Source organism: Streptomyces sp. (assembly GCF_019510245.1).
In the GTDB taxonomy this organism is placed as follows: Bacteria; Actinomycetota; Actinomycetes; order Streptomycetales; family Streptomycetaceae; genus Streptomyces.
The window spans coordinates 1-26255 of record NZ_JAEKKT010000223.1 but is presented as its reverse complement, the minus strand read 5'-3'; the positions used below and the strand labels follow the sequence as shown (position 1 = coordinate 26255).

General features: G+C 70.5%; 26 protein-coding genes. 6 read left to right on the top strand and 20 right to left on the bottom strand.

The window, feature by feature from the left end; all coding sequences use genetic code 11:
* The 4 genes from JF597_RS44350 to JF597_RS44335 all read left to right on the top strand — a co-directional run.
* Nucleotides 1-764, top strand: a 764-nt coding sequence (locus JF597_RS44350) for an amidohydrolase family protein (protein WP_294010240.1), incomplete at its 5' end; no start/stop codon positions are given.
* A 79-nt stretch (nt 765-843) separates the two neighbouring features.
* Nucleotides 844-1248, top strand: coding sequence for a nuclear transport factor 2 family protein (locus tag JF597_RS44345; RefSeq protein ID WP_294010238.1), 405 nt, complete (start codon nt 844-846; stop codon nt 1246-1248).
* 82 nt (nt 1249-1330) lie between these two features.
* Nucleotides 1331-2122, top strand: a complete 792-nt coding sequence (locus tag JF597_RS44340) for a GntR family transcriptional regulator (RefSeq protein WP_294010236.1) — start codon at nt 1331-1333, stop codon at nt 2120-2122.
* A 53-nt stretch (nt 2123-2175) separates the two neighbouring features.
* Nucleotides 2176-3687: an FAD-binding oxidoreductase gene (locus tag JF597_RS44335; RefSeq protein ID WP_294010234.1), complete on the top strand. Its 1512-nt coding sequence runs from the start codon at nt 2176-2178 to the stop codon at nt 3685-3687.
* A 527-nt stretch (nt 3688-4214) separates the two neighbouring features.
* Here JF597_RS44335 and JF597_RS44330 read toward each other — a convergent pair.
* The 7 genes from JF597_RS44330 to JF597_RS44300 all read right to left on the bottom strand — a co-directional run bounded on the left by JF597_RS44330 (nt 4215) and on the right by JF597_RS44300 (nt 11133).
* Nucleotides 4215-5228: a zinc-binding dehydrogenase gene (locus tag JF597_RS44330; RefSeq protein WP_294010231.1), complete on the bottom strand. Its 1014-nt coding sequence runs from the start codon at nt 5226-5228 to the stop codon at nt 4215-4217.
* A gap of 235 nt (nt 5229-5463) precedes the next feature.
* Nucleotides 5464-6378, bottom strand: a complete 915-nt coding sequence (locus JF597_RS44325; RefSeq protein WP_294010228.1) for an alpha/beta hydrolase — start codon at nt 6376-6378, stop codon at nt 5464-5466.
* A gap of 21 nt (nt 6379-6399) precedes the next feature.
* A complete protein-coding gene (dmpG, locus tag JF597_RS44320) occupies nt 6400-7428 on the bottom strand; it encodes a 4-hydroxy-2-oxovalerate aldolase (RefSeq protein ID WP_294010225.1) in 1029 nt (342 codons plus the stop codon).
* Entirely contained in the window at nt 7425-8399 is a 975-nt protein-coding gene (locus JF597_RS44315) for an acetaldehyde dehydrogenase (acetylating) (RefSeq protein WP_294010222.1), read from the bottom strand. Before JF597_RS44315 ends, dmpG begins: the two co-directional genes overlap by 4 nt.
* Complete coding sequence (locus tag JF597_RS44310; RefSeq protein WP_294010219.1) at nt 8396-9193, bottom strand: fumarylacetoacetate hydrolase family protein; 798 nt, start codon at nt 9191-9193, stop codon at nt 8396-8398. Before JF597_RS44310 ends, JF597_RS44315 begins: the two co-directional genes overlap by 4 nt.
* 5 nt (nt 9194-9198) lie before the next feature.
* Nucleotides 9199-10137, bottom strand: coding sequence for a 3-carboxyethylcatechol 2,3-dioxygenase (locus tag JF597_RS44305; RefSeq protein WP_294010215.1), 939 nt, complete (start codon nt 10135-10137; stop codon nt 9199-9201).
* 12 nt (nt 10138-10149) lie between these two features.
* Entirely contained in the window at nt 10150-11133 is a 984-nt protein-coding gene (locus tag JF597_RS44300; protein WP_294010212.1) for a zinc-binding dehydrogenase, read from the bottom strand.
* 254 nt (nt 11134-11387) lie between these two features.
* Here JF597_RS44300 and JF597_RS44295 point away from each other — a divergent pair, with 254 nt between their 5' ends.
* On the top strand, nt 11388-13754 hold the full coding sequence (locus tag JF597_RS44295) for a SpoIIE family protein phosphatase (protein WP_294010209.1): 2367 nt from the start codon (nt 11388-11390) through the stop codon (nt 13752-13754).
* A gap of 8 nt (nt 13755-13762) precedes the next feature.
* Here the strand turns inward: JF597_RS44295 and JF597_RS44290 are convergent, their stop codons facing one another.
* From JF597_RS44290 to JF597_RS44250, 9 genes are all read right to left on the bottom strand, one after another.
* Nucleotides 13763-14263 (bottom strand): GNAT family N-acetyltransferase, encoded by a 501-nt coding sequence (locus JF597_RS44290; RefSeq protein ID WP_294010207.1) that lies wholly within the window; start codon nt 14261-14263, stop codon nt 13763-13765.
* Nucleotides 14264-14270: 7 nt separating this feature from the next.
* On the bottom strand, nt 14271-15848 hold the full coding sequence (locus JF597_RS44285; protein WP_294010204.1) for a long-chain fatty acid--CoA ligase: 1578 nt from the start codon (nt 15846-15848) through the stop codon (nt 14271-14273).
* A gap of 57 nt (nt 15849-15905) precedes the next feature.
* Nucleotides 15906-16745, bottom strand: coding sequence for a 3-(cis-5,6-dihydroxycyclohexa-1,3-dien-1-yl)propanoate dehydrogenase (hcaB, locus tag JF597_RS44280; protein WP_294010201.1), 840 nt, complete (start codon nt 16743-16745; stop codon nt 15906-15908).
* A gap of 3 nt (nt 16746-16748) precedes the next feature.
* Complete coding sequence (locus tag JF597_RS44275) at nt 16749-17615, bottom strand: alpha/beta fold hydrolase (RefSeq protein ID WP_294010199.1); 867 nt, start codon at nt 17613-17615, stop codon at nt 16749-16751.
* Between the two features lie 24 nt (nt 17616-17639).
* Complete coding sequence (locus JF597_RS44270; RefSeq protein WP_294010197.1) at nt 17640-18203, bottom strand: 3-phenylpropionate/cinnamic acid dioxygenase subunit beta; 564 nt, start codon at nt 18201-18203, stop codon at nt 17640-17642.
* Between the two features lie 94 nt (nt 18204-18297).
* Nucleotides 18298-19518 (bottom strand): FAD-dependent oxidoreductase, encoded by a 1221-nt coding sequence (locus JF597_RS44265; RefSeq protein ID WP_294010194.1) that lies wholly within the window; start codon nt 19516-19518, stop codon nt 18298-18300.
* Nucleotides 19515-19862 (bottom strand): bifunctional 3-phenylpropionate/cinnamic acid dioxygenase ferredoxin subunit, encoded by a 348-nt coding sequence (locus tag JF597_RS44260; RefSeq protein ID WP_294010192.1) that lies wholly within the window; start codon nt 19860-19862, stop codon nt 19515-19517. The genes JF597_RS44265 and JF597_RS44260 overlap by 4 nt, the downstream gene beginning before the upstream one ends.
* A complete protein-coding gene (locus JF597_RS44255; protein ID WP_294010189.1) occupies nt 19859-21232 on the bottom strand; it encodes an aromatic ring-hydroxylating dioxygenase subunit alpha in 1374 nt (457 codons plus the stop codon). The genes JF597_RS44260 and JF597_RS44255 overlap by 4 nt, the downstream gene beginning before the upstream one ends.
* Entirely contained in the window at nt 21229-21999 is a 771-nt protein-coding gene (locus tag JF597_RS44250) for a hypothetical protein (protein ID WP_294010186.1), read from the bottom strand. Before JF597_RS44250 ends, JF597_RS44255 begins: the two co-directional genes overlap by 4 nt.
* Before the next feature lie 173 nt (nt 22000-22172).
* Here JF597_RS44250 and JF597_RS44245 point away from each other — a divergent pair, with 173 nt between their 5' ends.
* Complete coding sequence (locus JF597_RS44245) at nt 22173-23024, top strand: IclR family transcriptional regulator (protein ID WP_294010183.1); 852 nt, start codon at nt 22173-22175, stop codon at nt 23022-23024.
* Nucleotides 23025-23359: 335 nt separating this feature from the next.
* Here JF597_RS44245 and JF597_RS44240 read toward each other — a convergent pair whose 3' ends face one another.
* The 4 genes from JF597_RS44240 to JF597_RS44225 form a co-directional block, all read right to left on the bottom strand.
* The gene (locus tag JF597_RS44240; RefSeq protein ID WP_294010180.1) at nt 23360-23971 is read right to left on the bottom strand and encodes an XRE family transcriptional regulator; all 612 of its coding nucleotides are present in this window, start codon (nt 23969-23971) and stop codon (nt 23360-23362) included.
* A gap of 9 nt (nt 23972-23980) precedes the next feature.
* Entirely contained in the window at nt 23981-24421 is a 441-nt protein-coding gene (locus tag JF597_RS44235) for an alpha/beta hydrolase (RefSeq protein WP_294010177.1), read from the bottom strand.
* Nucleotides 24422-24445: 24 nt separating this feature from the next.
* Nucleotides 24446-25408, bottom strand: coding sequence for an electron transfer flavoprotein subunit alpha/FixB family protein (locus JF597_RS44230; protein WP_294010174.1), 963 nt, complete (start codon nt 25406-25408; stop codon nt 24446-24448).
* Between the two features lie 71 nt (nt 25409-25479).
* The coding region (locus JF597_RS44225) for an electron transfer flavoprotein subunit beta/FixA family protein (RefSeq protein WP_294010171.1) at nt 25480-26255 on the bottom strand (776 nt) is incomplete at its 5' end.

The window sequence follows — 26255 nt, the reverse complement described above, 5'->3', positions numbered from 1 at the left end:
CGGCCAACGGTGTCGATACGATCAAGTTCCTGCTGTCCAGCGACGACGCATTCGTGCCCGGCGGCTCCCATCAACTGCTGTACACCGACGAGGAGGTGAAAGCGGCCGGAGAGCAGGCCCGCGAGTCCGGGGTCTGGCTGGCCTGTCACGCGCACGCCGCCGCGTCGGTCAAGCAGGCGGTGCAGAACGGCTTCCGCGCCATCTACCACTGCACGCACGCCGACGAGGAGGCCCTGGACCTGCTCGAAGAAGCCAAGGACCGCGTCTTCGTCGCACCGGCGGTGGGGGTGGTCTATACCGGCGCTTACGAGGCAGCGCAGTTCGGCATGGACGCCACGGTCATTGCCGAGAAGGGCATGCTGGAAACGCTCGAACGGTGGAGTACGGTCATCCCCGAGATGCGGCGCCGCGGTATCCGGGTACTGCCCGGCGGCGACTACGGTTTTCCGTGGAACCCGAACGGAGCCAACGCCCGCGACCTGCAGTATTTCGTGGAACTGTACGGCTTCACCCCTGCCGAAGCCCTGCGGGCAGCCACGATGTACGGCGGCCAGCTGATGGGCATGGGCGACGAACTCGGGCTGGTCCGCGAAGGCTACCTCGCCGACCTGCTGCTGGTGGACGGCGATCCGCTGCAGGACATCGGCATCCTGCGTGACCGCGACAGGATCACGCACATCATGCAGGGCGGCCGTTTCCACAAGCGCCCTCGGCGCGAGGAACTCGAATCCCTGCTCGCCCTGGAACACCAGAGCGTTGCCTGAGTCTGGATCCACCGGCGAAATCGCTGATGGTGCCGGCATTTAGACGGAAAAGTGCCCGCTGAACTCGTAGGAGAAGTTCATGACCGCACCCACCGATGTCGCTGAGATCCTGACCCTGCGCCCCGAGGTGCCTGGCTGGCTCGTCGACCACTACGCCTTGGTCGACGCCGGCGATCTCGAGGGGTACAGCAAGGACTTCGCCGACGACCTCACCCTGACGTTCGGTGCGCTTCCGCCGCTGCACGGTAAGGCCGCCGCGGTCCAGGCGCTGCGGGCCGCGCACGAGACGCACGCGATGCAGCACACCTTCCGCAACGTCTGGGATGCGCACGGCCACGCCATGATCCAATTCCAGGAGCGGTTCACATTCCCGGACGGCCGGATCGAGACCGTGCCCACCATGGCGGTCATCCGGCACGACGCGCACGTCATCAGCAGTCTTCAGGTATTCATCGACCGCGCGCCGTTCGTCACCGTGCCGTGAGCGGAGTGACCACAAGCGCCAGCACCGGCCGATTCCACCGCCTCGGTGCCGGCGGCCGTCAACGCAACAGGAAGGGTTGGACATGAGGGCCTTGCAGAGCGAGGCGGATGACGCGGCCGAGCCGACCGCGGTGGGCCAGTCGCCATCCGGCGGCCCGGTGCATACGGGCGCAAACGTCTCGCAGGCCACCGCGGAAGTCGGGGACCGGCTCCGCACGATGATCCTGCAGGGTGCGCTTGAGCCCGGCTCGGTGCTGTCTCAGGTCGCGCTGGCCCGGCAGCTGGGCGTCAGTACTACGCCCGTGCGGGAAGCGATCCGGCTACTCGAGGCCGAGGGGCTGCTGATCACCGAGCGCAATCGCCGTGCGCGTGTCCCGCCGCTGGAGATCGAGGATCTCGACGCGGTCTACAGCAGCCGGGTGCTGCTGGAATCCACGGCGGTTGCCGTGACGACCCAGCGCATGACGAGTGCGGATCATGCGGCCCTCGCGGACAACGTGGCCAGGATGGCAGCGGCGGTCGAGAACGACGACATGCCGGCCTGGGATGCCGCCCACCTCGAGTTCCACCGCCGGATCGTGGCACTCACCAGCCCGTCGCAGGCACAGATGATCGCGAGTCTGATGGACCGCGCCGAGCGCTACCGGCGGGTGTCCGTGCTGTCCTCGCAGCCTCGCGAATGGGCGTCGCGGAACACCGAGCACGAGAAGATCGCCGAAGCGATTATTGCGCGGGATCCAGCGGCCGCAGCCGGCTGCCTGGCCCGGCACCTGGCCCGCACCGCCCTCGTGCTGACAGCCGACTTCGCGCCTGAGGCAGACGCGCTCTGCACACGGACCGCCTTGCAGATCGTCGGGTCCTGGCAAGGTCCGTAAACGAGGACCACCGAACCCTCCTGACACGATTTTCTATAGAAAGGTTATGGATTATGGCGCTTACCACCCGCCTGGACGAGAGCGCCGTGCGCGGCGCGGTCGCGGCGCTCGCCGCCGCGCTCGGGGACGACAACGTGATCACGTCCGCCGGTGAACTGCTCGATTACCGCGACCCGTACGACTACAAGGGCTCAGACGAGCACACCGGCGCGGCCGTGGTGACCCCGGAGTCCGTCGAGGACGTGCAGGAGATCGTGCGGATCGCCAACGCGTTCCGCGTCCCGCTGTGGACGTTCGGCCAGGGGCGCAACTACGCGTACGGCGGTCCCGCGCCCCGGGTCAAGGGCTCGATCCAGCTCAGCCTCCGCAAGATGAACCGGGTGCTGCACGTCGACGACGACCTCGCCTACGCGGTCGTCGAGCCCGGCGTACGCTTCCAGGACCTCTACGAGCACCTGCGGGCCGGCGGCTACCGCCTGTGGCCCTCCGTCCCCGACCTCGGCTGGGGCAGCGTCGTCGGCAACACGCTCGACAGCGGCCGCGGGTACACCAAGTACGGCGACCACCCCTCGACGCAGTGCGGCATGGAAGTGGTGCTTGCCAGCGGCGAGCTGCTGCGCACCGGCATGGGCGGGCTGAGCGGCAGCAAGGTATCGCACCTGGCCCGCGAGTCGTACGGGCCGAACCACGCGGGCCTCTTCTTCCAGTCGAACTTCGGCATCGTCACCAAGATGGGCGTCTGGCTGATGCGAGCGCCCGAGGTGTACGTGTCCGGGTGGGCCACCTGGAGCGATGACCAACTGGTGCCCGGCATCATCGATGCGCTGCGCGAGCTGATGTTCGACGGGATCATCACCAATCAGCCGCAGCTGAGCTTTGGCGGCCCCAGCGAGAGCGGGCGGGAGCCTGGCCAGAGCGGCTGGATGGTCCGCTTCGCGCTGTACGGCCGCGAGCCCGTCGTCGAGGCCCAGTTCGCGCTGGTGCACGAGGCGCTGTCGCGGACCGGCGACGGCGTCCAGGTCGGACGGCGCGACTTCCGCGGCGAGGACGAGCGCTGCGGCGCCACGACGCACGACGACAGGGTGCAGGGCGGCGTGCCCGGCCTGGAGCTGCTGGAGATGTTCAAGCAGGACAACGGCGAAGACGCCGGGCACCTGGACCTGTCCGCGCTCGGCCCGCTCGACGGCGCCGACGTGCTGGCGTCCATCAAGCTGCGCCGGGAGCTCTACGACCGGCACGGCCTCCCGTACAGCGCCGGGATCATCCTGCTGCAGCGCTGCGCGCTGCACATCAGCCCGATCGTCTTCGACACGCGCGACGAGCAGGCGACCCGCGCAAGCTACGCCGCCCACAACGCGATGGTCGAAGATCTCGCCAAGGCCGGTTACCCCATCTACCGGACGAACATCCAGAGCATGGACGTGGTCGCCGACCAGTTCGACTTCGGTGACCACGCCCAGCGGCGGCTGAACGAGGGGCTCAAGGACCTGCTCGACCCCAATGGCATCCTGTCGCCAGGCAAGCAGGGCATCTGGCCCGCGCGCATGCGGGGCGGCACCCGCTAGAGGCCAGCGGCTTACGGCCAGCGGGAAACGAGCACCACCCCGGCGGGTGTGGTTCCCTGCTTCCCGGTCAGTCCTCCCTACCTTGTTGATCGTGATGTGGGAGCCATTCGTAGGGTTTGGCTCACCCAGGGGGTCAGGCGGGTCCGCGGTGCCGTGCGTGATCAGGAACGGCGGCGCGTGCGGCCCGACGCAAGACCCTCACTGGACGAACTGTGCGACCCCGTCCTGGAGACCCTGTGCCCTGTACCAGCGGCCGACGATGTCACTTTCGCCTTCCGGTGGGGCTTCAACAACATGGGGCACTTCAGCACGGCCTTCAAGCAGGCCTTCGGGGTCTCCCAGCAGTGTCCTGCTCCAGGGGCACCACAGCGGGACCACCCCGGGCGACAGCTGATTCCTCGCGCGGGCGCAGCACAGCCCCGGACAGCCACCAGACAGGTATGACGACGCAAGCATCGGTGCCCTTCCCAGGGGCAGCGAAGCTTGCGCCGTGCAAAAGGTCAGATGCGTCCGACCGTCATGTGCAGTCAGGGCTGAAGGACCAGCCTGATCGGATTGCCTTCCTTGGTGTGCAAGCGCTGCACGGCCACGTTCGCCTGCTCCAGGGGCAGCACCTCCGTGACGGAAGCGGAGAAGTCGAGGCGCCCGCCTGCCACCAGGTCCACGAGCCGCGGAACCGAGTCGAGTTCCGTGCCGAAGTGCCCCCTGACCTGGTGCTTCAGGTAGCTGAAGGTGGTGCTGTCGCTGAAGGTGAGGGGACGCCCGGACAGCCCGACCAGGACGAGGCGGCCCCCCGGCCTCAGAACGGTCAGCGCCTGCTCGTGCACCGCCGAGACACCGGCGAAGTCGAAGGCGGCGTTCAGTCCGCTGCCCTTGGTGATGTCGAGCACCTGCTCCCGGAAGGTGGGGTCGGCGGAGTCGACAACGAGGTCTGCCCCCATCCGCCGGGCGCGCTCACGCGCTGCCGGGGCCGGGTCGGCCGCCACGATCGGGAAGGCGCCGACAGCCCGCAGCAGCTGCACCGCGTGGATGCCCAGACCTCCCACCCCCCACACACCCGCTGCCTCGCCCGGCCGGATGTCCGCGGTGCGGACGATGGCGTCCCAAGGCGTCGACACGGCATCAGGGATGATCGCCGCTTGCTCGAACGGGATCGAGTCGGGCAGGGGGACGACGCCCCCCGCGCTCACCAGGGCGTACTCGGCCCACCCACCGTCGAAGTCGACCCCGCGCGTGTGCATCTGGCCGTCCTTGATGTCCCCGCCCTGCAGGACTACGCGCTGACCGACCTGGCAGGCGGTCACCTCGGGGCCCAGCTCGACGATGGTGCCGGAGACCTCGTGCCCGAGGGTGACGGTGTCACCCTTGAGGTGTGGCGGGAGGCCGAGGGTGCCGTCGATGAGGTGCACGTCTGACATGCACACCCCGGCCGCGGCTACCTTGATCAGCACCTGTCCTGGGCCCGGGACAGGCTTGGGAACATCCTCGACGGTCAGCGTGTGGGTGGGGAAGTGCAAGCGAGCAGCTCGCATGAGCTCCATGGAAGGTTCTCCGTCGCAATAGTCGTCATTGTCTTTGCGGGGCCGGTTTCGAATGCACGGCCGAGGACAGCACCCTGCGTGAGGCGGCCCGGCGAGTGTGGCGTTCCCTCGGCACGTCGATCGCCGCATTCGGGCCGTCGATCACAGGATGATCGCTTCGCACCGAGTGCGTGTGACACTGGCGGCGGCGAGGGAGCGGTCCCCGCCGACGCGCCGGTGAGGGTGCGCCGCACCGTCACCGAGCGGCCGGCGCCCCGAGAGTCCGCTTGAGGAAGGCGATCTGGTCGGGAACCACCTGGTCGAAGCCCTCCCCGACGTAGGGGTCCCAATGGCCGCCGCGGTAGGCGAGCAGCTCGCCGTGCGGAGCCGCGGCCGCGAGAGCGGCACCGGGGCCCGGCGGCGTGAGGTCGTCGTGGTCCATCACCTGGACCAGCAGGGGGCAGGTGAGCCGGGGGGCGGTCTCGACAGCGCGGAAGAAGGGCAGCGACAGGATCACGCGCGCGCTGACCTCGTTGTCGTAGGGCACGTCCGCCGGAAGGAGGCGCAGCATTCCCTCGTAGGCGTCCGCAGTGGCCAGCACGGCGCCCTGCTCACCGCGGCGGCCCACGGTCTTCACGGTGTACGGCGCACGGCCGAGGCGCGCCCCGAGGGCGTCCCGGACGCCCGCCAGGCCCAGGCCCAGCACATGGGTCGCCGACCTCTTCACCATGTGCACCAGCGCGGCCCGGCCGTCGGCGAGAGGCGCCTGCGACACCACTGCGGCGATGCTCGGGTCCTCCGTGGCGACCAGCACCACGGTGCCGCCGGACATGGAGCTGCCCCACACGGCGACACGCCTGGAGTCGACCTCAGGACGGGACCTCGCCGCGGAGACGGCGGCGTGATAGTCGGTGATCAGCCGCTTGATCTCGAGCAGGTTGCGCGGACGCCCACTGGATTCGCCGAAGGACCGGTAGTCGAAGACCAGGGCGCCGAGCCTCTCGGCGGCGAACCGCTCGGCGTAGGCTGCGAGCCGCATCTCCTTGATGCCGCCGAAACCGGCCGCCAGGACGACGCAGGGGGCGGGTCCGTCGACGCCTTCGGGGGCGTACCACCAGGCGTCCAGTTCGTCTCCGTCGATCGGGATCCGTATGGGCAGACGTTCACCCATGGGCTTACTCCTTACTGTGTGTCAGTTCACGGGCCTGGTAGCCGGGTGGGACATCAAGTCGAGCGCGATGTCCACGATCATGTCCTCCTGGCCGCCGACCAGGCCGCGCCGGCCGACTTCCAGCAGGAGGGTGCGGGCGTCGACGCCGTAGCGCTCGGCGGCGATCTCCGCGTGGCGCAGGAAGGAGGAGTAGACGCCGCCGTAGCCGAGGGTGAGCGTCTCGCGGTCGACCTGTACGGGGCGATCGCGCAGGGGGCGGACCAGGTCGTCGGCGGCGTCCTGGAGGCCGAACAGGTCGCAGCCGTGCTTCCAGCCCTGGATGTTCGCCACGGCGATGAACGCCTCGATGGGGCAGTTTCCGGCACCCGCGCCTTGTCCGGCCAGGGAGGCGTCGACGCGGGTGACGCCCTCCTCGACGGCGACGACACTGTTGGCGACCGACAGGGAGAGGTTCTCGTGCGCGTGGATGCCGATCTGGGTGCTCTCGTCGAGTACGTCGCGGTAGGCGCGGACCCGTTCGCGTACGCCGTCCAGGGTGAGGCGGCCGCCGGAGTCGGTGACGTAGACGCACTGGGCGCCGTAGGACTCCATGAGCTTTGCCTGCGCGGCGAGTTGGGGCGCCTGGGCCATGTGGCTCATCATCAGGAAGCCCGAGACGTCCATGCCCAGCTCGCGCGCCTTGGCGATGTGCTGGGCCGAGATGTCGGCCTCGGTGCAGTGGGTGGCGATGCGCACCGAGCGGACGCCGAGGGCGTGGGCGCGCTCCAGTTCGGCGATGGTGCCGATGCCGGGCAGGAGGAGAGTGGTGAGGACGGCGTTGTCGATCGCGTCGGCCGCGGCCTCGATCCACTCCCAGTCGGTGTGGCTGCCCGGGCCGTAGTTGAGGGAGCCGCCGGCGAGGCCGTCGCCGTGGGCGACCTCGATGGCGTCGACGCCGGCCGCGTCGAGGGCGGCCGCGATGCGGCCCACGTCGGCAGGATCGATGCGGTGCCGGATGGCGTGCATGCCGTCCCGCAGGGTCACGTCCTGGATGTAGAGCTGGTGAGTCATCGGCTGGCCTCCGCGGTGACGGTGGTGCTGTGCCGGGCGATCGACTCGGCGGTGCGCAGGGCGGCCGAGGTCATGATGTCGAGGTTTCCGGCGTAGGCGGGCAGGTAGTGGGCGGCGCCCTCGACTTCGAGGAACACCGAGACACGGGTGGTCACCGGGCCCGCGCCCTCGGGGAGCAGGGTGTGCACGGGCTCGCCTTCCGCGATCGGGGTGAACTGCACCTCCTGCTTGAGGCGGTAGCCCGGCACGTACTGGGCGACCCGCTCGGCCATCTCCTTGACGGAGGCGCGGATGGCGTCGTGGTCCGCATCCCCGATGAGGCAGAGGACGGTGTCTCGCATGATCAGCGGGGGTTCGGCGGGGTTGAGGACGATGATCGCCTTGCCGCGGGCCGCTCCGCCGACGTTCTCGATGGCGTGGGAGGTGGTCTCGGTGAACTCGTCGATGTTGGCTCGCGTGCCCGGCCCCGCCGACTTGGAGGCGATGGAGGCGACGATCTCCGCATAGTGGACGTCGGTCACCGCGGAGATGGCCGCGACCATGGGGATGGTGGCCTGGCCGCCGCAGGTGACCATGTTGAGGTTGTCTGCACCGGCCTCCAGGTGCTCGTCGAGGTTGACGGGCGGGACGACGAACGGGCCGATGGCGGCGGGGGTGAGGTCGATGAGCCGCTTTCCGAAGGGCGCGAGCCGGTGGGCGTTGGCCAGGTGGGCCTTGGCCGAGGTCGCGTCGAAGACGATCTCGATGTCGTCGAAGTGCTCCATGGCGATCAGGCCCTCAACGCCCTCGTGGGTCGTCGGGACCTTCAACCGGGCGGCGCGGGCGAGGCCGTCGGACTCCGGGTCGATGCCCACCATGGCGGCCACTTCGAGGGTGTCCGACAGGCGGAGAATCTTGATCATCAGGTCGGTGCCTATATTGCCCGACCCGATGATGGCGACCTTGGTCTTTGACGTCTTGGGGGAAGTCATGCGTCCCTCTTCTCGGAGAATGCGGCGGTGACCTCGCCGAGCGAGCTGATCTCGGCGCGGATCCGGGTGCCGGGCGGGGCCGGGACCATCGGGCCCAGCGCGCCGGAGAGGACGACCTGTCCGGCCCGCAACGGGTCACCCAGGTCACGGGCCGTCCGGGCGAGCCAGGCCAGCGCGTTCAGGGGGTCGCCGAGACAGGCGGCGCCGTTGCCCTCGGACACGAGGACGTCGTCGGCGTACAGCCGCATCACGGTCTCGCGGGGCTCGAACTCGTCCAGCGTGAGGCGGCGTTCCGCCAGCACGAACAGTCCGCTGGAGGCGTTGTCGGCGACCGTGTCGGTGAGGGAGATGTCCCAGTCGGCGATACGGCTGTCGACGATCTCCAGCGCGGCGACGGCGTAGTCGACCGCGGCGCGCACCTGCGCCGGGTCCAGGTCGCCGTCGGCCAGGTCCTCCTTGAGGACGAAGGCGATCTCCGCCTCGGCCTTGGGCTGCAGCAGCCTGCCGGAGGGGACCTCGGCCTCGGCGGAGACGTCCATGTCGGCGAAGAGCACCCCGAAGTCAGGCTGGTCGACGCCGAGTTGGCGCTGGACGGCCGGGGAGGTCAGGCCGATCTTGCGGCCGACGACGACCGCACCGCTGTCCACTCTGCTGCGGGTGAGCACCTGCTGTACGGCGTACGCGGCGTCGACGTCCTGGGTACCGAGCAGATCGCGTACCGGGGCCACGGGCCGTCCCTCGGCGAAGGCGGCTGCGAGCCGGGCGGCCGCCAGCTCTACGGGTGTGACTGTCATGCCGGTCACCGCCCTTCCGCCGTGGTGACCGCGAATCCGGCGATCCAGGCGGGGATGGCCTCGTAGAAGCGGGACGTCATCTCGTACGTGCCGGTGGCCGCGAGGGAGGCGTACGCCGCGATCCAGGTGCGGACCTCGTGGGCGGAGCCGCCGCCCTGTGTGGCCATGTCATCGACGGTCCAGGAGTCGAACTCCGCGACGTCGCCGCGCTCCAGGTGGTCGAGGAGGAGGTTGTCCCAGGCGAGGTTGATCGGGATCATCTTCGACGACCCGGCGGCGTAGTCGCGGCCGGCCTGGACGACCCGCTCCTCGCCCTTCGCACGCTGCTCAGGGGTGGGCGGGTTGCCCTCGATGAGCGCGTCGGCGACCCGGGGCGGTGCGCCCTCGAGCACCGGCACCGGCGGATCGTGGGACAGACCGCCGGAGGCGACGAACAGCACCCGCTTGTCCAGGGCGGCCGCGGCCTGACCGACCGCGGTGCCGAGAGCGCGAATACGGCTGACCGGGCCGAGCGGGGTCGCCACGCCGTTGACGAAGACGGGCACCACCGGCACGCGGTCGATACCGCCGAAGAGCACCTCCAGGGGCTGCGCGAAGCCGTGGTCCACGGTCATCCGGGCCGAGACGGTGAGATCGATGCCGCGGTCGAGCACCCCCTTGGCCAGAGCCTTGGCGGCGTCGGTGTCGACCGACAGCGGCCCGCCCTGGGAACCGAAGTCGCCCACCGCGTGGGCCTCGGTGGCCAGGCAGAACGGGGGCATCTCCTTGTAGAAGAAGCCGTTGTAGTGGTCGGGCGCGTAGAGGACGACGAGCTCCGGGTCGAAGCGGCGGACGAAGTCCCTGGCGCTCTCGACGGCCTCGTCGACACGGGCCAGAACATCGGGCTCGGGGTCGTTCCTGCCGATCAGGGGCGAGTGCGAGAGCCCAACGACAGCTGCGGTCATGGGAGAGGGTCCTTAACTCTGGGGGGCCGACGGGTGGATGACGAGCTTCCCGGTCAGACCGCCGTCGATCATGAGCTGGAAGCCCTTGTGGATGTCCGTGAGGGGCAGGGTGCGGTCGATCACCGGGCGGACTCCGGTCGTCTCCATCAGCCGGAGCAGCGCGACGAGCTCGCCCCGGGTGCAGCCGGTGGAGCCGAGGACACGTCCCTGGAGGTAGAAGATGCGGGCCAGGTCCGCGGGCGGGTTGGCGCCGCTCGTCGCTCCCGCGATCACGACCGTGCCGCCGCGCCGCAGCGACTTCAGCGAATGGGACCAGGTCGCCTCGCCGACCGTCTCGATCACGACGTCCACCCGCTCGGGCAGCCGCTCACCGGGAGCCAGCGCGGCGCGCACCCCCCAGGTGAGGGCCTCGGCACGCTTGGCCTCGCTGCGGCTGGTGGCGTAGACGACGGCCCCGGCGGCCACCGCGAGCCGGATGGCGGCGGAGGCGACCCCGCCGCCCGCGCCCTGTACGAGCACCCGGTCGCCGGCGGTGATCCGGGCCTGGGTGAAGAGCATGCGGTAGGCGGTGCCCCAGGCGACCGGCAGGCAGGCCGCCTCGTCGAAGGACAGCCACGGGGGCTTCGGCACCAGGTTGCGGGTGGGCACGGTCAGGTACTCGGCGAAGGCCCCGTCGTGCTGCTCGGACAGCAGTGCACGGTTCGGGTCGAGCGTCTCGTCTCCCCCGCCCGCGTCCGGGTCGCCGAGCACCGGATGCACGATGACCTCGTTGCCGTCCTCGTCGTATCCGGCCGCGTCGCAGCCGAGCACGATGGGAAGGCGCTCCGGGGGATGGCCCACGCCACGCAGCGTCCACAGGTCGTGCATGTTCAGGGAAGAGGCAACGACCCGTACCCGGGACCAGCCGGGCTTCGGGCGGGGTACCGGTACGTCGCGCAGCACCAGCCCGGACAGCGGGTCGGCGGCGCTCTGGGAGATGGCGGTTGCTGCAAGCACGCAGCCACGTTCACCTGCACCCGGAGGCAGGACCTAGCCCGTGTGCCACGGTGCAGCACACCTCCGGGCTCCTGCCCGATGGCGGCCCGTGCCCCGCCCCCTGCACTCCCCTCGGACGCCCGGCACGCCGACCAGCGCGCGGCGTGGCCGCTCGGCTTGAAACCTGCTGCCCTCAGGGGGATCGTGAACATGGTCAGCAAGCCCGGCAACAAGGCCACTCAGGGCACGACAATAGGGCCACCAAGGACACGACAATGACGTCCGACGAGCCGCCCGGCCGACTCCCTCCGGCGTCGACAGGGGCCTTCCTCGGCACGGCTGCGGCCATCGCGGTCACGGACCCGGACGGCCGGGTGACCCATTGGAGCAGCGGCGCCCAGACACTGTGGGGCTACGCCCCCGAGGAGGTCGTCGGCAAGTCTCTGGCCGATCTGTTCACCGCTGACTGGGCAGTGCTGAGGCACCGGGACGGCAGGCGGTCGGATGCTCAGGTGCGCCTCTATCCGCTGCCGTCCGAGAAGCGGCCGAGCGGGTGCCTGGTGATTGTCGTACCCAGGACGGATTCCCCGGACGAGTGCTCACTCATGCGATGGATGTTCCAGGAGCAGCCCCTCGCCCTTGCGATCTTTGACCGCGAGGGACGCGTACTGTTCGGCAACGAGGTGATACAGCAGGCGGCGGGCCTCTCCGAGCACGACGTCCGCGGCCGGTTCGTGGCCGAGATCCTTCGGGGTCCCGTATACGAGGAAGTCGAGCAGCGGATCCGCCGGGTCGTTCAGAGCGGGAAGCCCGAATTCACCGAGCCCTTCGTGAGGCTTCCGGGCGAGCCGAAGGCGCACGCCTGGGCTCTCGACATCTTCCCGCTCACGGACGAAGCCGGCCAGGTGCAGGGGGCGGGTCTGTCGGCGTACGACTACTCCCAGCAGTACGAGTCCCGGGAGCGGCTGGCCCTCGTGAGTGAGGCCCGGACCCGCATCGGCGCCGGCCTGGACGTGGTGGGCACCGCACGCGAGCTCACCGAGGTCGCCGTGCCCCGCTTCGCCGACCTCGTCAGCGTGGACCTGCTCGACCCCGTCTTCCAGGGCGATGTGCCCGCACCTGTCCTGTCCGGTCCCGTCCCGCTGCGCCGGGCGGCATACGGGGTGGCGTCCGCGACGTCCGGAGAGCATCCGGCCCCGGGCGAGATCAGTAACCATGTTGCTTCTTCGCCGATCGCCCGGTGTCTGGCCAGCGGCAGGGCGGCACGGCACTACGTCGACGACTCCCAGGTCGTCCGCTGGTTCGCCGACGACCCTGTCCAGGCGGCGCAGGCCCGGGCGTGCGGAGTGCGTTCGCTGATCGCGGTACCCATCCGCGCCCGTGGCACCACCCTCGGAGCGGTCATGTTCGTCAGATGCTCATCTCGCGAGCCGTTCGGTCCTGACGATCTGGCCGTCACCGAGGACTTGGTCGCGCGGGCCGCGGTCTGCCTGGACAACGCCCGCCGGTTCACCCGCGAACGCGGCATCTCGCTGGCGCTGCAACGCAACCTGCTGCCGCACGGCCCGACCACGCATCCTGCCGTGGAGACGGCTTCCCGTTATCTCCCCGCGGGCGGCGGCGCGCAGGCGGGCGGCGACTGGTACGACGTGATCCCGCTGCCCGGCGCCCGCGTCGGCCTGGTCGTCGGCGATGTCGTCGGCCACGGCATCAACGCCTCAGCCACCATGGGCCGCCTGCGTACGGCGGTGCGCACCCTCGCCGACATCGACCTCCCGCCCGATGAGCTCCTCACCCACCTCGACGACATCGTCACTCACACCGAGGACGACACAGTCGCCACCGGTGAGATCCCCGGCGCCATCGGAGCTGGTTGCCTGTACGCGGTCTACGACCCCCTCTCCGGCATCTGCTCCCTTGCCCGGGCCGGCCATCCCCCGCCGATCCTGGTACACCCGGACGGCACCAGTACGGTCGTCGACCTGCCCGCCGGCCCCCCTCTGGGGCTGGGCAGCCTGCCCTTCGAGGCGGCCGAGGTCACCGTGCCCGAAGGAAGTCTGCTCGCCCTGTTCACCGACGGCCTCCTCTCGGCCGGCGATCGCGACATCGACGAGGGACTCGACGCCCTGCGCCACACTCTGGCCCGGCCCGCGTCCTCGCTCGCAGCGCTGTGCGACAGCGTCCTGGGCACCCTGAGCCCCGAAGCGCGCACCGACGACATCGCCCTGCTCCTGGTCCGCACCCGTCTCTTCGGCGAGGACCGCGTCGCCTCCTGGGACGTTCCCGTCGATCCCGCGGTCGTCGCCGAGACCCGCCGCCGCGCCTGCGACCGGCTGGCCGCATGGGGCCTGGAGGAAACCGCGTTCGTCACGGAACTGGTCATCAGCGAGCTGGTGACGAACGCCATCCGGTACGCCAGCGGCCCGATCCGCCTCAGGCTGATCAAGGACGAGGCACTGATCTGCGAAGTCTCCGACGGCAGCAGCACCAGTCCGCACCTCCGCCGCGCCCGGATGTTCGACGAGGGCGGCCGCGGCCTGTTCATGGTCGCCGAGCTCACCCGAAGATGGGGTACGCGCTACACCCGCACCGGCAAGACCATCTGGGCCGAGCTTGCTCCTGGCCACCTCTCCACGCGGTGAGGCGGTGGTCAGTGGGGCATGTCGTCGAGGGCGGTGGACATGTCGGCGAGGTCCGGCGGTTCGGCGGCGAACAGGACCACGCTGGCGTCGGGCAGGTCGGCCTCGGTGACCCGGAGGAGTCCGCCCGCCTCAAGGGCGGCCTGGGTGACGGTGTCGCTCTCGTCCGGTGCGGCGACGACGCGGCGGCAGCGGGGGTCGGCGAGGAAGAGTGCGGGGACGAGGGCGCACAGCAGTTTCCCGGCAAACGCCGGGCCGGACGGCCCGTGGTCGGGGAGGACCAGGCCCAGGGCAAGGTCGTGGGTGCCGTACGGATAGCAGCTGTGCAGCGGGTGGTGCGCGACGCGGTGGACGCGCAGGAGCAGCGTCGGACCGCCCTGGGCCTCGGTGACGGCATACGTGCGCGCCGTCTGCGGGGTCACCGTGGCGGGCTCGTCGACCGGGCGCAGCGTCCAGTCGGTACCCAGGACGGGTTCGGGCGGTGCCGGTACGACGGCGGTGTGGATGCTCATGGCCGGCTCACTGTGTCTCGGCGGGCCGCTGGGTCTCGACCCAGCTCCGCAGTGCGGACTTGACCAGCTTGCCGCTGCCGTTGCGGGGCAGCTGTTCGGCGATCAGCAGCTGGGTGGGCAGCTTGTAACGGGCCAGGTGCCGGCCGGTGAAGGCGCGCACCTCCTCCAGTGTGGGCGTGGTCCCGGGCTCGCAGGTCAGCACGGCGAGCACGGTCTCGCCCCACTTCGGATGCGGGACGCCGATGACGGCCGCCTCGAGGACACCCGGGTACGCGGCGAGAACGCGCTCGACCTCGGCCGGGTACACGTTCTCCCCGCCGCTGATGATCATGTCCTTGAGGCGGTCGACGATGTAGTAGAAGCCGTCCTTGTCCCGATGCGCGATGTCGCCGCTGTGGAACCAGCCCGCGTCGTCGAAGGCGGCACGGGTGGCCTCGGGGTTGTTCCAGTAGCCGGGCGTGACGTTCGGGCCGCGCACGCAGATCTCCCCGCGTGTGTCCGCGTCCTGCACGTCGGCCCCGGTGACCGGGTCGACGATGCGGATCTCCGTGTACGGCATGGGTGCGCCGGCCGATCCGGCCTTCTCCGCCGTGAGCCCGGCCGGGAGGTAGCTGGCGAAGGGCGCGGTCTCGGTCAGCCCCCACGCCTGCTGGAGCAGGATGCCACGTTCTTCGTAGTTCCTGATCAGCTGGGGCGGGACGGGGGCGCCCGCGACGATCGCGGATCGCAGGGCGGAGAGGTCGGCCGCGGCGAAGCCGGGCACGCGGGTCAGGGCGCCGTACATCGCGGGGACCGCGAACAGGGTCGTCACGCGGCGCTGGACGAGGTCCTCCAGGCACTGGCCGGGGTCGAAGCCGCGGCGCACGACGACGGTGCCGCCGCGCACGAGGGTGCGCAGGGTGAGGGCGTTGAGGCCGCCGATGTGGAAGAGCGGGGCGACGGCGAGGTTCACGTCGTCCGGGCGGGTGTCCACGACACTTTCGACGTTGACCGCGTTCCACCAGAGGTTGCCGTGGGTGAGCATGACACCCTTGGGCCGGCCGGTCGTGCCGGAGGTGTACATGAGCGCCGCCAGGTCGTCGTCGTACAGCGCCACCGGCTCCGTGCCACGTCGCTCGGCTCCGAGCAGCTCCGAGAGCGGTGTCCAGACGGCGGCGGGCGCCGTCGCCGCGGGGCACCGCGGATCCGTATCGACCAGCACGTGGAAGCGGGCGGGCACGTCGCTCATCACGGACTCGACGAGTGCGCGATGGCCCTCCTCGACGACCAGGGTGTGCGCACCGCTGTCGCTGAGGATGTGGCGCACCTCCTCGGCCGCGAGCCGGAAGTTGACCGGCACGAAGACCGCCCCGAGATGGGCCGCGGCCAGCAGCGTCTCGAAGAAGGTCACGCTGTTGAGGCCGAGGTAGGCGACCCGGTCGCCGCGCCGCAGTCCGCGTTCGGCCAGCCCGGCGGCCAACTCGGCTGTCCTGCGGCTGAGTTGCGCGGCAGAGATCTCATGGCCCTCGTAGACGAGTGCGCAGGCGGTGGGGTACTGGGCTCTGCGGTGCAGTGCCGCGGCGGGGCTGATGTCGACGGCGGCCATGCGGCGGCTCCTTCGATGGCTGTCGTGCGGAAGTGAGAGGGGAGACGGGGAGACGGTTCAGAGGCCGGCGCCACCGGCCGGGGAACGGAATCCGCGGACGGCGATGCCGCCGTCGGCGGGGATCACGGCGCCGGTGACGGTGCCGCTGTTGGCGCGGGAGGCGAGCAGGACGTACGGGCCGGTGAAGTCCTCCGGCTCGACGCTGGAGTCGTACAGCGGGATGAGCGGTTGCTGTTCCTGTCCGGACGCCTCGTTCTTGGCGAAGGAGGCTTCGAGCGTGCGGTTCTGCAGGCCCAGGCTCTGCGGGCCGCGCAGCTTGGTGCGCATGCCGCCGACGGCGACGCCGTTGACGCGGACGCGCGGCGCCAGCTCGTAGGCGAACTGCCGGAGCAGGCCGAGGCAGGCGTGCTTGCTGGCGGTGTACAGGGGGCCGCCACCGTCGGTGTGGAAGGAGGCGTTGGACAGGGTCATCACGATGCTGCCGCGCGTGGCGACGAGTTCCCGCCAGGCCGCCTCGACGGCGAGGACGTAGCCCTTGACGTTGATGCCGAAGATTTCGTCGAACGCCTCGGACAGCTCCTTGCCGTCGAGCTTGGTGACGCTGCGGTGGTAGTCCCAGATCCCGGCGTTGGGGACGAGGATGTCCAGCTTGCCGAACCTCTTGACGGTCGCGTCCACCGCCCGGTGCAGATCGTCCGGGGAGCGTACGTCGCCGGTGAGGGGCAGCACCCGGTCGGAGAGGTCGCCCGCCGCGGCGACGACCTCCTCCAACTGCGCGGTCCCACGGCCGAGGACGGCGACGCTCGCGCCTTCGGCGAGGTAGCGCAGGGCGACGGCGCGGCCGATGCCGGAGCCCCCGCCGGTGATCAGGGCGACCTCGCCCTCTAGCCAACCCATGATTCAGTGCTCCCTGAGGAAGTCGGTGACCAGGCGCTCGAACTCGGCCTGCCGCTCCAGCTGGACCCAGTGGCCGCAGCCGCCGAAGACGTGCAGTTGGACGTCGCGGATCTGCTTGAGCATGAGCTGGGCGCCGTCGAGGGTGATGGTGCGGTCGTCGCGGCCCCACAGCAGGAGGGTGGGCGCCTTGATCTTGTGAACGCGCTGCCACAGCGGGTCCATGCCGTGCCGCTTGGCGAAAGCGGCGTTGTAGGCGTGGTAGAAGGCGATGTGGGACTCGTCGAGGGACGCCTCGTAGCGGGCCTGCGCGGTGTCGGCCCAGCGCCCCGGCTCGGCGGTCATCACGCCGATGAAGTCCCGCATCTTCTTCAGGGTGGGGCCCTCGCCGTTGTAGTAGCGGAACATGGCCTTCTGGCCCTCGGTCGGGGTCGGTCCGAAGGGCAGCCAGCCTCCTCCCGGGGCCATCAGAACCAACTTCGCGACCCGGTCGGGGACTTCGAGTGCGGTGGCGATGGCGGCGGCCCCACCGAGGCTGTTGCCGAGCAGGTGGAAGCGGTCGATGCCGAGGGCGTCCAGGGTCTGCAGCAGGGCGTCGACGGTGATCTCGGTGATGCTGCGGGCGTCGAGGTCGGCCTCGGTGGGGCGGTAACTGCCGCCGAAGCCGGGCTGGTCGGGCAGGATCACGCGGAAGTGCCCGGTGAGCGCGGGGAGGTTGTGGCGGTAGTTGGCCACCGCGCTCGCGCCGGGGCCGCCGCCGTGCAGCATGACCAGCACCGGGCCCTCGCCGGCCTCGCTGACCGCGATGGGGCCGAGCGTGGTCTGCACGGTGTGCTCGACGAGCTTCACCTCTGTGGTCTGTTCAGTGGTCACGAGCGGGCTCCGGTTCACAAGGGCTTACAGGAAGGTGCTGATGTTCTTGGCGAGCAGGACGTTCTGGTCGAGCAGGATGGTGCGGCGCGCGATCAGCAGCCGTCCGTCGTCCGGGTCGCGGCGCAGCTGGTCGGTGCGGCCGCCGGCGTAGATGTCGACCTCACGTTCCAGGCGGTTGCGGTAGCAGAGGAATGACGACTCGGCGACGTACTCGCCGGGCTCGTCGGCCGGCCAGACCAGGATGTTGGTGATCAGATGCCGGGTCCGCGACGGCGGGTCCTCGGCCCAGGCCATGCCCGAGTCGAACCGGCGGATGCGCCAGGCGAGGCTCGCCTTGGTCTCGTCGAAGATGGCGACCTCGCCGGGCGAGCCGTCGGCCAGGGCCTGCTGGCGCCGCAGGCGGTTGGTGCGTACCGGCGCCCAGTAGTGCAGGTCGTCGGTGAACAGCTCCAGCCAGTCGGCGTAGCGGTGCTGGTCGAGCAGCTGTGCCTCGACGGCGTACAGGCGCTGTACCTCGAAGTGGAGCCGAATGTCCTCGTCGACGGCGGGTGCGGTCGTCCGGGGGGTCTCCGGGGGGTGGATGCTCATCGGGGGTCCTCCTGCGGGCCGCGCCGGGTGGTGCCATTCCAGCGCGGAGGGGGCGGTTCGGGGAGCGCGTGTGCCACAAGGCGGCACGTGGCGGTCAGCGCTTGAGCAGCGTGCGCAGATCCGCACTCTCGTCGGACAGGACGGCCGCGTCGACAGCGACACCGCGATCGACGATCCGCCGGGCGGCCTGGATGTCGCGTGGTCGGTCGATGGCGGCCGCGGCCACCAGCCGGTCGCCCAGCAGCCCGAAGACGGTGAAGGCGCCGTCGTCCGGAGCCCCGCGCAGCACAGTGCGCTCGGCGTCCGCCATGGTGCCGACCGCCTCCAGCCGGGAGCCGTGCCGGTCGGACCAGAACCAGGAAGCGCCGAAGGACGGCAGGGGGCGGCCGAGGATGCCGTGGGCGGCGGCCTCGCCGTCGCGCCGGGCGGCCTCCCAGTGCTCATGACGGACCTTGTGCCCTTCGGGGCGGGCGACGTCGCCGACGGCGAGGACATTGGGGTGGGAGGTGCGCTGACCGGGGTGGACGACCACACCGTTGTCGACGTTCAGCCCCGCGGCCTCGGCCAGTTCCGTGGCCGGACGCATGCCGATGCCGACCACCACGGTGTCGGCGAGCACGGGTGCCCCGTAGCCGGTGAGATGCAGCAGGACTCCAAGGTTGCCTGGACGGCGCTCGATGCACTCCACGCCGGCGGTCAGGACGCCGATGCCTTCGGCGGAGTGCCTCAGATGCAGTGCGTTCGCGATGTCGTCCCCGACCGCCGCGGTCAGTGGCACCGGTAGCGGGTCGATGAGGCTGACGCGGCAGCCCAGGGCGTGGGCGACGGCCGCGGTCTCCGCGCCGATCAGCCCGGCACCGATCACCGCCACCCGGGCGCCGGGCAACAGGCGCTCCCGCAGGCGTTCGGCGTCCTCCCAGGTGCGCAGCAGGTGTACGGCCGGGTCGTCGCCGCCCGGCACCGGCAGCGGGCGCGCGGTGCCGCCGGTGGCCAGCACGATCCGGTCGGCTGCGGCAAGCTCGCCGTCGGCCAGCTCCAGTCCGCCCTCGTGCGGGCGGATCGCCCGGACCGGGGCGCCGTCGCGGAGTTCGATGCCCTGCTCGTCGTACCACTGCTCGGGCCGCAGCAGGATGTTCTCGCGGCGGGACTTGCCGAGCAGGACGTCCTTGCTGAGTGGCGGGCGGTCGTAGGGCAGCCCGCGCTCGGCGGAGTACAGCACGAGCTCGCCGTCGTAGCCCTGGGCGCGCAGCGCGTCGCAGGTCGAGACGGCGGCCAGGCCCGCGCCGACGACGGCGATGTGCCGTGGCGCGCTCATGCGTCGGCCTCCTCGCCGGGGTGCAGCCAGACATCGTCCTCGCGCACCTCGACCCGGTGGGTGCGCTGGGCGAGGGTGGCGGGCATGCACTGCGGTTCACCGGACTTGAGGCAGAAGCGGGCGCTGTGCAGCGGGCACTCGACCTCGCCGTTCTCGATCCAGCCGTCGGCGAGCGATGCCTGGCCGTGGCTGCAGGTGTCGTCGAGGGCGTAGTAGGCGCCGCCCTCGTGGAAGACGGCGATGGCGTCGGTGTGGCCGGTGGTCCCGGCGGGCACCTTCAGCGCCTCGCCCTCCTCGATGTCGCCGACGGCGGCGACCCGGATGCCGGTGCCGGTGGTGCTCATGGGGTGTCCTCGGGGTTCTTCTCGGTGTTCTTCTCGTGCCAGGCGGGCGTGTTCATCAGGTCGCGCCAGCGGGTGTAGAAGCCGCGGGCGGCGCCGTCGCTGTAGAGGCGGCCGGTGGTGCCGGGGTGGACGCCGTCCTCGGACTGCAGCCCCAGTCCCATCTGGTAGTTGAGCGTCATGGAGCCGGCCACGAAGCCGTGCGCGGTGACCTGGCACTCGCTCCAGTTCTCACCGTCGTCCTGCTCGAAGATGCCGCTCGGCCCGAACGTGCGCAGGTTGTAGATGCGTTGGGCGTCCTTGACCTCGTCCGGCATCGACTTGTCGACGATGGTCCAGGCCCAGACCTCCATCTTGTCCGGGCCCTTGGGGTGCCACACACGGATGGAGCCGTTGACGGGCAGGTAGGAGAAGTTCGGGAAGACGGTGCCATGCCCGGTGGTCATCGGCCCCTCGACCCGGGCGTCACCGAGCCGTTCGCGCAGCGCCTCGTAGTCGGTCCACTCGTGTACGACACGGTCGTCGAAACGGCTCTTGGGGTGGGTCGGAAAGCCGTGCCCGTGCCCCAGCGAGTCGGTGTACTGCCGGCCCGGTGTCTGCACGATCTCCGTCTTGGGGCCCTTGCCGGTGGGCGACATGACCATCAGCGCGGAGGCGTGCGAGATGTTGACGTGGTACCAGTCGGAGGCGAACTGCTCGGCGGCGAGCTTCCAGTTGCCCTCCAGCACCCACTTGTGCACCCCGCCGACGGCCTCGGTGCCCTCCGGGTCGTGGTCGAGCATCGCGTCCAGGTACCAGGCCAGTCCGCCGAGCGCCTCCACCAGGGGCGGGGCCTCGGGGTTCCAGGTCGCGAAGACGAGTCCCTTGTACGTGTCGAGTTGGGCGACCTCGATCAGTCCCCACTGGTCCTGCTCGAAGTGGGCGGGGTAGTCCCCACCGTTGGGGACGTTGATCAGCTTCCCGGAGGTGTCGTAGGACCAGCCGTGGTAGCTGCACGTGAACGCCTTCGTCGCCCCCGCGTCGGCGCGGCACACCCGCATGCCGCGGTGGCGGCAGGCGTTGAGGAAGGCACGCAGCTTCCGGTCCTTGCCCATGGTGACGACGACCGGGTCCTCGCCCATGTAGGTGGTGAAGAAGTCACCGGGCTTCGTGAACTGGCTCTCGTGCGCGAGGAACAGCCAGCTGGGCGCGAAGACGCGGCGCAGCTCCTGCCGGTAGACGGCCTGGTCGCTGAAGATCGTGCGGTCGACCAGACCGTGGTCGAGGTCGAAGTAGGGGCTGACGTCGACGGCCGGCTCGGGTACGCGAGCCAGGCGGTCCTCCCCCACCCTTCGGGCGGGAGGTGCCCCCAGCCGGGCGGGCGTGGTTGTCATCGCTGGGCCTCCTCGGGCCGGATCGGGCGCGCGCTGCGCCGCCCTGGTGGGCTGGTGGTTCGGCGTGCGTTCAGGTGCACACCCGAAGAGCCGGAGCGCTCCGGTTCACGCGGTGGCATGGCGGCTCCCCCGCTTCCTTGCTGGTGGTTCATCGGACGGTGACGGTCAGTTCGGGCAGGCGGCCGGTGCCGGACCGCACGGCGAGCGAAGGGCCCGGTGTCAGTGGGACGCCGGCGTGCGCAGACCCGGTGAAGCAGCAGCTCGCCCGGGTGGAGAGCGCTGCCGTGCGCGTGGAGCCTCCGGGCCGCCCACACCACCGCTTCCAGGGGGTCACCGAACACCTCGGCGCCCAGGCCGAGCGCCACGCGCCTGCCGTCGGCGTACAACTCCAGGCACTTGTCCCGGAGGGACCTGAGCACCTCTGGCGTGGCATCGACGGGCCGGCCGACCACGATCAGCCCGGCGCCGACCCGGGACGCGATCACCTCGCCGGACAGGACCGTGCCGCCGTGGTCGACGACCATCGACTGGTGGAGCACACAGAAAGGTGGTTCACGCAAGCCCAGCCGCTGCCGGGTGTTGATGGCCCGCACGGCGTAGGCGCCGTCCCGGTCCAGTCCTGCGCACAGCTCAGTCAGCGGTGGAAGAGGTGCCCGGGTGGCCTCGGCCTGCCGCAGCAGCGCGGCCGGCTCGCTGAGCCCCACGTCGAAGGGGGGACGCGAGGCGGGCAGGACGGCGGCCAGGGCCGCGGTGTCGTGACGCTGCATGCACACAGCAGACGCTGCCGAAGACCGATCCGCCCACTGCCCGTGCCGTGGAGCGGCACGCGATCAGGAGGCGTCCGCCACACTGCGCTCCGGGCGTTTACAACCAGGAAACAGGCACTTATGGTGGACGCACGTCCATTTTAATGGCTCTCCACGGAACACCGGAGCCCGCTATGCCAGTCCAGTCCTTTTCTGTCGCCACCCCCGCACACGCACCACACGGCGCGCCGGCCGACGGCCAGCAGACCGCGGTCGACAAGGCGTTGGTTCTTCTGAAGTCGCTCGCCTCGATGGACGGGGAGATCGGCGTCAGCGAACTGGCCCGCCGTTCGCAGCTGACCAAGTCGACCGCCTTCCGTCTGCTGGGCATCCTCCAGCGCAACGACCTCGTGGAACGTGTCGGCAGCAACTACCGGCTGGGATCCCAGCTCTTCGACATCGGCGTACGGGTCTACGGCCCCAATCCCCCGCTCCTGCAGGAATGCCTGATGCCGCATCTGGCGGACCTGTACGAGATGACCCACGAGACCGTGCACTTGGCCGTACTGCACGACACCGACATCGTGTACGTCAACAAGATCCAGGGCCACCGAGCGACCCGCTCCCCCTCCCGGATCGGCGCCCGCCTGCCCGCCTACTGCACCGGCGTCGGCAAGGCCCTGCTGGCCTTCGACCACGACGCGGCCGAGGCTGCCGTGTCGGCGGGCCTCCCGGCCCGCACCGAGTACACCCTCGCCGACCCGCGACGGTTCCGGGAGGAGCTGCGGCGCATCCGCCAGGACGGCATCGCTTACGATCGGCAGGAAGCCGCCCCCGGTCTGACCTGCGTCGCAGTGCCGATCATGGGTGCCTCCGGACGTCCGGTGGCGGCGCTCTCGGTCGCCGGCGCCCACCACCGCTTCGAGCCGTCCCGATACGCCCCGGCCCTGCGCCGGGTGGCCTTCGAGGCGGCACGCGCCCTCACCGCGGTGAAGGGACGCCAAGCGGCAGCGCCGTACGACGTGAGCAGGCCGTCGGCGGCCTGAGCGGACCGCCGGCGCCCCCGGCATGCGCGGCACCGAGGTCACCGGGCAGGCGGATCGGACACGCCGACCCGGCCGATCCGCCTGCCGTGCCGTCGCGGACTGTCCGGCCCACCCGTTTGTGGATGGATCCCGGTCTCCGACATGGCCACCCCTGGTCTGACGCGGAGAACGGTGGCCGACCAGGCGTGCGCGCAAGAGCACCACGGTTTATGCCCCGACGCTCACGACTGGCGGCCCCGGACCGCCCTGCCGAGCGGCCAACGCCAGATTCCGCCCTGTCCCGGGGGTGGGCCAATCCGTTGTGCCGAGATGCGGCACACCAGGTGCGGCGAAGCTCAGCGTCTTTCGTTCCCGTGGGGCCGCGCCAGGTTCGTACCGCCGGTGCCAGGCTGGACGCGCGGCACGCTCACCACGATGTGTACCAGGCTCTCGTCCGCCAGTGACTCATACACGTGGGGCCGGTCGCCCGGATAGCGCGCGAAATCCCCCTCGCCAAGCTCCAGCGGGCTGTCGACGGGCCCCACGCGTACCTTGCCGCTGATGACGTAGAGGTGCTCCAGCGTGCCCACCGGGTGCGGTTCGGACGGCATGTCCGCACCGTCGCTGGGCCGGCGGATGCGCACCACGTAGTTCTCGATGACACCTGAGCCGTAGATGTGGTCGAGCGACCGTGACTCGTACCTTCCGTGCTGCTCCCAGACAACCTCGTCGCCCCGCTGCACGGTGATGACCTGTTCCCGCTCGGCGACCAGCCGGGTCACCGGCACGCCGAGGGCGGTGGCGATGGAGAACAGGGTCTCGACCGTGGGGTTGCCCGTGCCCTGCTCCAGATTCGACAGAGTCTGCTTGGCCAGCCCCGCCCGGCGGGCCAGCTCGGCCAGGGACAGGCCGCGCTGCTCCCTGAGAAGGCGCACATTGCGCGCGACTACGGCGTTTCCTTGTGACACACCGCCACTCTACGAGTTCCAGTCGGCGTCCTCCGCGCCGCCCGCCATTCGGAGATGGGCCAGCAGCACCGCTCCGACGGCCGGTGGCTCTTCCACGGCGAGATGACCCGTACCCACCGTCACCAGCTTCGCCCCGGAAATCCCCTCGGCGAGTTCCCTGGCATGTGGCAGGGGTGTGGCGGCGTCCTGGGAGCCACGGAGCACGAGCGTGGTGTGACCATCGACGCTAGTTGCCATATACACCGAGGCGTCCAGACCCAGCCGCTCGCCGACCGCCCTGACCTGTACCGGCCTGTCGCCATCCCGCACGATCGCCAGGATCTTGCGGTAGTCGCCCGGCAGCGCGCTCTCGTCGGCCGCGTCGCCGCGGCGCGGGAGCAGACCTGTGCGTACGGGATGCCGATGGACTTTCCTTGGTGTTGCGTTGCCCGGGGCGATGGAGGTGGCCACCTAGATCGCAATCCGGTGCCAGCCTCAGCTGTTGCGGGTGTTGATCTCCTTGGTGAGCTGGGGAACGACGTCGAAGAGGTCGCCGACGACGCCGTAGTCGACGAGGTCGAAGATCGGGGCCTCGGCGTCCTTGTTGACCGCCACGATGGTCTTCGAGGTCTGCATGCCCGCGCGGTGCTGGATCGCGCCGGAGATGCCGTTGGCGATGTACAGCTGCGGCGAGACGGACTTGCCGGTCTGGCCGACCTGGTTGGTGTGCGGGTACCAGCCGGCGTCCACCGCGGCACGCGAGGCGCCGACGGCCGCGCCGAGCGAGTCGGCGAGGGCCTCGATGATCGCGAAGTTCTCGGAGCCGTTGACGCCGCGGCCGCCGGAGACCACGATCGCGGCCTCGGTCAGCTCTGGACGCCCGGTCGACTCGCGCGGGGTACGGCCCGTCACCTTGGTGCCGGTGGCCTGCGCGGAGAAGGTCACGCTCAGCTCCGAGACCGCGGCGTCGGCCGGGGCGGCCTCGACGGCGGCGGAGTTGGGCTTCACCGTGATGACCGGGGTGCCCTTGGAGACACGGGACTTGGTGGTGAAGGAGGCGGCGAACACCGACTGGGTGGCCACCGGGCCCTCGTCGCCGGCCTCCAGGTCGACGGCGTCGGTGATGATGCCGGAGCCGATGCGCAGCGCCAGACGCGCGGCGATCTCCTTGGCCTCGGCGGAGGAGGGGACCAGCACGGCGACCGGGGAGACGGCCTCGACGGCGGCCTGGAGGGCGTCGACCTTGGGCACGACGAGGTAGTCGGCGTACTCGGAGGCGTCGTGGGTGAGGACCTTGACGGCGCCGTGCTCGCCCAGGACGGCGGCGGTGTCGGCGGCACCGGCACCGAGGGCGACGGCGACGGGCTCGCCGACGCGGCGGGCCAGGGTCAGCAGCTCCAGAGTGGGCTTGCGGACGGCACCGTCCACGTGGTCGACGTAGACGAGAACTTCAGCCATGGGAATGCTCTCCTGCGGATTGCGAAGTCTGGGGGGCGGAAGGGGGGTTGAGCCTCAGCGGGCCAGAACCCTTAGATGAACTTCTGGCTCGCGAGGAACTCGGCGAGCTGCTTGCCGCCCTCGCCCTCGTCCTTGACGATCGTGCCGGCCGTGCGGGCCGGGCGCTCCGCGGCGGAGTCGACCGTGGTGTAGGAGCCCTCCAGGCCGACCTGCCCGGCCTCCAGGTCCAGGTCGGACAGGTCCCAGGACTCCACCGGCTTCTTCTTGGCGGCCATGATGCCCTTGAAGGAGGGGTAACGCGTCTCGCCCGACTGGTCGGTGACCGAGACGACGGCCGGCAGGGAGGCCTCCAGCTGCTCCGAGGCGGCGTCGCCGTCGCGGCGGCCCTTGACCGTGCCGTCCTCGACGGAGACTTCGGAGAGCAGGGTGACCTGCGGGACGCCCAGGCGCTCGGCCAGCAGGGCCGGGACGACGCCCATGGTGCCGTCGGTGGAGGCCATGCCGGAGACCACCAGGTCGTAGCCGGCCTTCTCGATCGCCTTGGCAAGGACCAGGGAGGTGCCGAGGGCGTCGGTGCCGTGCAGGTCGTCGTCCTCGACGTGGATGGCCTTGTCGGCGCCCATGGACAGCGCCTTGCGCAGCGCGTCCTTGGCGTCCTCGGGGCCGACGGTCAGGACCGTGACCTCGACGTCGTCGTCGGAGTTCTCCGAGATCTGCAGCGCCTGCTCGACCGCGTACTCGTCCAGCTCGGAGAGCAGACCGTCCACGTCGTCCCGGTCGACGGTCAGGTCATCGGCGAAGTGCCGGTCGCCGGTGGCGTCGGGCACGTACTTCACAGTGACAACGA